Consider the following 7,033-nt stretch of genomic DNA (forward strand, 5'->3'; position numbering starts at 1 on the left):
GGATCAGATGGCCGGAATAAACCGAATGGATAATTCCTGCCTAGGTTACCTCAAACTGGCTGGCTGAGAAACCCGCTGCCTGCTCGCGAAGAGTCTGCTTTGAGTCAGCCTCATCGCTCACAGGCGGCTATCACTTATCAGGCTTGCTTGGCAAGTACATGGGTGTCTACGTGTTCACACTCACCCGCTGCGGCATAAAGGCCGCTCAGGTCAATCACACGAATGTCTTTGCCTTCAACCGCGATCAGTTCATTTTTCTGGAAGCGGGTGAAGATACGACTCACTGTCTCTACTGCCAGACCCAGATAGTTGCCGATTTCGTTACGTGACATGGGCAGACGGAAATGAGTAGCAGAGAAACCACGCAGTTTGAATCGTTGAGATAGACGCACCAGGAAGGTACCTACGCGTTCATCAGCATTCTTCTTGCTCAGTAACAGCATCATTTGCTGTTCTTCACGAATTTCTTTGCTCATGGTACGTAGCAAGTTTTTCCGCAGCTCCGGTAGTTGCCCGGAAAGGGTATCCAGCTTCTCAAAGGGAATTTCACAGACAGTAGTGGTTTCCAGCACTTTGGCAGAAACCGGGTACTGTGATTCGTGGATGCCACTCAGTCCCAGCAGCTCACTGGGAAGATAGAAGCCAGTAATCTGCTCTTCACCCTCATCGGTAACCGTGTAGGTTTTGATGGCACCGGCGCGTACGGCAAAAACGGATGAGAAATTATCACCCTGACGGAACAGATGTTCGCCTTTCTTCAGCGGGCGGCTTTTATCGATGATGCCATCCAGGCGATCCATCTCGGTAAAGCTCAGGGATAGCGGCAGACACAGAGAGTTCAGGCTGCAATGCTGGCAGTGAGCCTGTTTGATATTACGAATGATCGGTTCCATGTGGGGGTGCTCAGCCATAATCGTTTCCCTGCACGTAATTTAAAAAATGAACCAACTGTCAGGTGTGACAGTATGGTGTATGTGCGTGCACAGGTGAAGGAAAAAAATCTCTGGACTTATCAGAACATGTTCACGATCTTGCGAGCTAAGACCAAACAAGGTGAAAAGAGCTGAGGAAGCGGAGTTTAGTTGTCCTAAATGAGCATCCGAAGGTCTTTTCAACGCTGTGTGGCCGACGCGCAGCAGGTCGTGAACGCGTTCTTAGATGATCCGAGAAAAACGCTGTTCAATCTGTGCTTGCCTGTAGCTGTCAAACAGCATACAGATCGACCGGATAAGCAGTCGTCCTGGTGGCAATATTGTCAGAGAGCCAGCGCTTATGGATATCAGACCATCGTTTATATGTCCACTGAGCGCATTGAGCTCTTTTGCAAAGTACTCATCGAAGTTGATCTGCCAGGTTGCACCGAAGGTTGCGGTATCCAACTGGAAGTGACAGATCAGTTGAGTAATCAACGCGCGGCGTACACGGTCGTCGTAACTTAGCTGAATACCTTTACAAATCGCATTGCCCTGATTGTCCAGAGCGTCAGACCATTGCCCCACATCGTGCATATTCTGGAAGTAGGTATCACCCACCTGGGAAATGGAAGATGCACCCATGGCCAGCAGCTCACAGTCTCCACGAGTGGTATAGCCCTGAAAGTTGCGATGCAGCTTACCTTCACGTTGTGCCATCGCCAGTTCGTCGTCCGGCTTGGCGAAGTGATCCATCCCGATGTACTGATAGCCTGCCTGATCCAGGCGTTCTATACAGTGCTGCAGAATGCTCAGTTTCATCTGTGGTGTTGGCAGGTCTTCAGTGCGTATATGCCGCTGCGGGCGGAAGCGATCAGGAAGATGAGCATAGTTGAATACAGAGAGTCGATCAGGCGAAAGGGCAATAACGGTTTCCAGGGTTTCGGCAAAGCTGTCAGGGGTCTGTAATGGCAGACCGTAGATCAGATCGAAATTGATCGAGCGGAATCCCAGTTGACGGGCCTGTTGCAGCAGCTCGGCCACCTGCTCGATAGGCTGTACGCGATTAACCGCAGTCTGAACGGCGGGATTGGTGTCCTGAATACCGAAACTCAGGCGATTGAAGCCCAGATCACGCAATACCTTCAGGGTTTCGCCAGTCACAGTGCGGGGGTCGATCTCGATGGAGTAATCGGCCAGGTCATCATCACGCAGAGTGAAATGGCGCCGGATGACTGCCATCACTTCCTGCAACTCCGTGTCACTCAGGAAGGTGGGAGTGCCACCACCAAAATGCAGTTGCTCAACAACACGCCCTCCAGCAAAACGTTCAGCATAGAAGGCTATTTCCTGATAGAGCTTGTCCAGATAGGGCCTGACACGCTGGTGCTGACGTGTAATGACCTTGTTGCAGGCGCAGTAATAGCAGACGTGTTCACAAAAGGGGATGTGGAAATACAGCGATAGCGGTGCCTCGGCGCGAATACTGGCCGCAGCATGCTGCAGGATGTCGTTGCCCTCCAGAGTACGAAAGTCCACCGCGGTCGGGTATGAGGTGTAGCGGGGACCAGCGCTGTCATAGCGGCTGATCAGTTCCGGCACCCAGACAGGATGCAGGTCGGGTAAGGGAGAAAGATTGACGTGGCTCACAGTTTGGCTCCTGTTTAGCTCCACGGCAAAGTATAGATAGCTCAGTTACACCTCAGCATGATCCAGATCAATGGCTGACAGAAAGATGTAAAGGAAGTGCAGGAATCATGGAGGGCAGGGTGAGGCTCAGGTTATAGCAGCCCCACAGCAGTATCAGCATCCCCCCGAGACGGCGTAACCACTGCTGTTGCACCAGTCCTTTCAAACTATGGGAGAACCAGCCGGTGGCGAGCATCACCGGCAGCGTCCCCAGCCCGAACAGACCCATGATCAGGGCGCCATCCAGCCAGGAGTGACTGGCCAGACTCCAGGTCAGGGTGCTGTACACCAGCCCGCAGGGCAGCCAGCCCCAGATCATGCCGAGAGCCAGCGCCTGCCGGACGTTCCTGACGGGTAGCAAGCGTTTCCCCAGGGGGCTGATACAGCGCCAGAGACCGCGGCCAGCCTGTTCGACATGGCTAAGCCATGTTGACCAGCCAGCCAGATACAGGCCCATCAGAATCAGCATCACAGCGGCCAGCAGGCGCAATATCGGAAACTGGTGTAAATCCAGTGTGGCACCCAGTGCCCCGCTGGCAGCACCGGCCAGCATATAGCTGCTGATACGCCCCAGATTGTAGGCAGTGGTCAGGGGTAGGCGTTGAGCAGTGGGTGCTTGTATTGCTACCGCGGTCATGATGCCCCCGCACATACCAAAGCAATGCATGCCCCCCATCAGGCCGATAAGAAAAGCCGCGCTCAGGTCCAGACTGATCATGGTTGCTGCCGTGAATCGTCATGCTTGGCGCCAGAGACTTCTGCTTGCGCCTGCTCTTCATGCTCGCCTCTGTAGGGGGCAGGAGGAATCATGTCTTTGTCTTCATCAAACAGAATGCGGTGTGCCGGGCTGTCAAGATCGTCATATTGACCGTTCTTGACGGACCAGAAAAAGAAATACATGGCCAGCCCGATGAACAGCAGCGCGATAGGAATCAACAGATACATTATGTCCATGGCACTCACGCAGGCTGGGTGGAAAGGGAGGGGGAGTTTGGTGTAGTGAGCCTTTTGTCCCGACCGAGGCGCATGGCATTGCACACCACTATCAGCGAGCTGCTGGCCATGCCGACAGCAGCAAGATAGGGCGGGATCATTCCTGATGCTGCCAGAGGTAATGCCAGCAGGTTGTAACCAATGGCCCAGCCGATATTTTGCCAGATGATGCGGCGGGTCTGTTGTGCAACCTCCATGGCCTGTAGCAGCAGGCGCAGGTCGGCTCTCAGTAGCATGCTGTCGGCACTGGTTTTGGCCAGATCGGTTGCCTGGTTCATGGCGACCGATGTCTGAGCTTGGGCCAGAACCAGCACATCATTGATGCCGTCACCGACCATTAATACCTGTTCGCCCGCAGCCTGCAGCGCTGTGATTTTTTCCAGCTTCTGCTCAGGTGAAACACCGGCAAACCAGTTTGAAATATTCAGCTGTGCCGCAACGGCCGCAACGGGGGCAGGCTGGTCACCGCTCAGCAGGCTGACATGAATACCTCGCTGTAATAACTGGCTGACCACCTCATGAGCTTCAGGGCGCAAAGCGTCGGTCAGCTGAAACCACGCCAGCGGCTGATACTCATCACAGAGCAATAACCACTGGCCGTGTTCCGACGGGGAGGCAGGCGTTGTGGCTAGCTTTTCGGCAGCAAAGTCCGCTTTGCCAAAGCGGTAGACGGTACCGGCAATACTGCCTTCGACGCCCTGAGCGACATGATTCTGCAGATTGTCTGCTGCTTTTTCCTGATAGGGTTTGAACGCATGGGCGATAGGATGCTCTGACCCCTGTTCCAGTGCGGCAACGATCACGCGACAGTCTGCGGCGCTCATGGTAGTCAGAGGCTGGGTGGTGTGCAGCACAAGCTTGCCTTCCGTGAGCGTGCCGGTTTTGTCGAATACCACGTGCGTGATGCTGGCCAGACTTTCCAGCACATGTCCTCGTGTAATCAGAAAACCACGCTGACGCAATGCCGTAGTTGCTGCAGTCAGCGCGGTGGGAGTGGCCAGAGACAGTGCACAGGGACAGGTGATCACCAGCACTGACAGCGTGACCCAGAAGGCATCTGCCGGATCAATCACGCTCCATACAATGGCCACCAGCGCTGATACGATCAGCACGGCCAGTACAAACCGGCTTGCTACCCGGTCGGCAATAATCGCGGTACGGGGTTTGTCCGCAAAGGCGCGCTCAAGCAGAAAGGCAATGGCAGAGGCGCGTGTGGATTGCGCAACCTTCTGCACCCTGATGGTCAGCGGGCTGGTGACATTCATCGCACCGCCCAGCACCTGAGAGCCGGGCGCTTTGACGATAGCCACCGATTCGCCGGTAATGATGGCCTCGTCAACGGTACTATGGCCCGACTCGACCATGCCGTCAGCGGGTATCAGCTGGCCGGGTTTGACCAGAATACGATCACCCGCCAGTAAGTCTCTTGCCGCCACACGTTGTTCACCTTCACTGTTCAGGCGCACTGCGCTGGTGGGCAGAATGGAACTTAACTGGTTGCCGCTTTTACCCATGCGGTGGCGGGCGCGCATTTCCACAAAGCGGCCGAGCAATAACAGGAAGGTGAACATGGTGATGGAGTCAAAGTAGACCGCACCCCCTCCTGCAAAGGTTGACCACAGGCTGGCCAGATAAGCAATGCCGATAGCCAGGGAGACGGGCAGGTCCATGGTCAGGTGACGGCTGCGCAGATCACGCCAGGCAGCGATAAAGAAGGGTTGCGCGGAATAGAAGACGATAGGGGTGGTGATAATAAGGCTGATCAGCCGCAGATATTGCGCCTGTTTGGTTTCCATGCCCTGCAGTGCGCCAGCGTAAAGGGCAACTGCGTACATCATCACCTGCATCATGCCGATACCGGCGACACCAAGGCGGAATAGCGCACTGCGGCTTTCCTTGATATTGCGCGCTTCCTCGGCATCGGGTTGATAGGGGTACGCTTTGTAGCCAAGTCGGTAGAAAGTGCCGAGCAGGTGGCTTATCAGCACCTGATCAGGATGCCATTCGAGGGTGGCGCGATGCGTGGTGAGGTTCACCGTTGCCTGCTTTACACCGGGTATCTTTCTGAGGCTGTGTTCCAGCAACCAGATGCAGGCAGCACAGGTAATTCCTTCGACAATAAATACGGCTCGTTTGTGTCCTTGCCCGGTATCTTCGACAAAATCCTGTTGCAGCGCCTGCTGGTCAAACAGCTGCAGCTCATCACTCAGCTCGCTGGTCAGCGACTGCGGCGCCAGATCAGCTGGCAGATTACCCTGCTGCCGGTGCTGGTAGTAGTCACCCAGGCCTGCATCCATGATGGTCTGGCAGACGGCCTGACAACCGGGGCAGCACATGGGTTTGGGCTCGCCCCCAACCGTCACGAACCAGGTGGTATCAGCAGGCAGCGGTTGACCGCAATGAAAGCAGCTATGGGGCATCGTCAGTTGAAACGCTGAGGGGTGAGTGTGACGGGTTCGGTATAGGGTGGATGCAGTTCGGCCTGCACACGCCAGCTGTCATCCTGCGGATGCAGAACCAGATAGCGCTTGCCCAGCAGGGTATGCCCCAGCTGGCCAATATAATGGCCACCCGCCACCTGCCGCAGAGGCTGCACCAGATCACCATGCTGGTCGGTCGGATGCACAATATCCAGCAGCAAGGTCTGTGGGTAGTCGAAGCTAATCTGGGTCGATTGCAGGTCAGCAACGATTTCTCCGGTCATGTCATCCAGTTTGACGGTGGCGTGCAGCCCTAGTGACTGCGCTTTGTCGGTTTTGGCGGTGACAGCCAGTGTGTCCTTGGCTGCAATGCGGTACTCATCCTTGACCACACCATCAAAGGTATAGGCAGAGATAATGGCAAAGCTCGAGCCCACTACCATTGAGGCCATCACTGGCGTCAGGACAAACCACAGCCAGGGTTGTCGATACCAGGGTTTAGCGCCTTCTACACTAGGCATGATCCACTCCTGTTGTCAGGCCGGCGCATATCAGAACATGTTCACGATCTGCTGTGCGTCGGCCACACTGCGTTGAAAAGCCCTGCGGAATACTCATTCAGGACAGCCAAACTCCGCTTCCTCAGCACTTTTCACCTTGCTTGGCTCCCGCTCGTGAGATCGTCAGCACGTTCTCAGAAACTGACCTGCGGCTGGAGGCGAGTAAAAATTCAAGTGCGTCGCCAGCGTCTGGATTCGTTCTGGCTACCCACCTTAGCAGGTCGTTGAAAATCTATCTGCGTTGCCGAATACCGCGTCAAAAACAGGCTCACAGCCGAAGGCTGAACGTGCTTTAGCACGGCCCCGAAGGGGCGAGCAAAGCGAGTCAAATGCTCATTTAGTCCACTAAACTCCGCTTTTTCGCCTGTTTCTTGTGCCCTCGGGGTATTTCCTTGTCTCTGCTGCCTCGATAACGTTTTTCAACAGCCTGTTAGGTTATTGCACCGGCCCGATAAAACGG

Annotated in this window: 6 protein-coding genes; all 6 read right to left on the reverse strand. The window is 55.1% G+C overall.

The features are described 5' to 3' along the window. Window positions 1-137 precede the first annotated feature (137 nt). The 6 genes from fnr to WH50_RS15325 all read right to left on the reverse strand — a co-directional run bounded on the left by fnr (window position 138) and on the right by WH50_RS15325 (window position 6,534). Window positions 138-911: a fumarate/nitrate reduction transcriptional regulator Fnr gene (gene fnr / locus WH50_RS15300; protein WP_279305940.1), complete on the reverse strand. Its 774-nt coding sequence runs from the start codon at window positions 909-911 to the stop codon at window positions 138-140. A 243-nt stretch (window positions 912-1,154) separates the two neighbouring features. Next, window positions 1,155-2,561, reverse strand: coding sequence for an oxygen-independent coproporphyrinogen III oxidase (gene hemN / locus WH50_RS15305; protein ID WP_110188085.1), 1,407 nt, complete (start codon window positions 2,559-2,561; stop codon window positions 1,155-1,157). A 67-nt stretch (window positions 2,562-2,628) separates the two neighbouring features. Beyond that, window positions 2,629-3,318 carry a sulfite exporter TauE/SafE family protein gene (locus WH50_RS15310; protein WP_110188086.1) on the reverse strand — a complete coding sequence of 230 codons (690 nt, stop codon included), beginning with the start codon at window positions 3,316-3,318 and terminating at the stop codon, window positions 2,629-2,631. Further along, a complete protein-coding gene (ccoS, locus tag WH50_RS15315; protein ID WP_110188087.1) occupies window positions 3,315-3,554 on the reverse strand; it encodes a cbb3-type cytochrome oxidase assembly protein CcoS in 240 nt (79 codons plus the stop codon). Before ccoS ends, WH50_RS15310 begins: the two co-directional genes overlap by 4 nt. 5 nt (window positions 3,555-3,559) lie before the next feature. Beyond that, on the reverse strand, window positions 3,560-6,013 hold the full coding sequence (locus WH50_RS15320; RefSeq protein ID WP_110188088.1) for a heavy metal translocating P-type ATPase: 2,454 nt from the start codon (window positions 6,011-6,013) through the stop codon (window positions 3,560-3,562). 2 nt (window positions 6,014-6,015) lie between these two features. After that, window positions 6,016-6,534 (reverse strand): FixH family protein, encoded by a 519-nt coding sequence (locus WH50_RS15325; protein WP_110188089.1) that lies wholly within the window; start codon window positions 6,532-6,534, stop codon window positions 6,016-6,018. Window positions 6,535-7,033: the final 499 nt, after the last annotated feature.

Source organism: Pokkaliibacter plantistimulans (assembly GCF_003194385.1).
GTDB lineage: Bacteria > Pseudomonadota > Gammaproteobacteria > Pseudomonadales > Balneatricaceae > Pokkaliibacter > Pokkaliibacter plantistimulans.

What these genes read in the sequence shown, in the direction of transcription:
- fnr (WP_279305940.1), bottom strand. Translation starts at nt 911, where the DNA reads ATGGCTGAGCACCCCCACATGGAACCGATCATTCGTAATATCAAACAG.
- WH50_RS15325 (WP_110188089.1), bottom strand. Translation starts at nt 6,534, where the DNA reads ATGCCTAGTGTAGAAGGCGCTAAACCCTGGTATCGACAACCCTGGCTG.
- ccoS (WP_110188087.1), bottom strand. Translation starts at nt 3,554, where the DNA reads ATGGACATAATGTATCTGTTGATTCCTATCGCGCTGCTGTTCATCGGG.
- WH50_RS15310 (WP_110188086.1), bottom strand. Translation starts at nt 3,318, where the DNA reads ATGATCAGTCTGGACCTGAGCGCGGCTTTTCTTATCGGCCTGATGGGG.
- WH50_RS15320 (WP_110188088.1), bottom strand. Translation starts at nt 6,013, where the DNA reads ATGCCCCATAGCTGCTTTCATTGCGGTCAACCGCTGCCTGCTGATACC.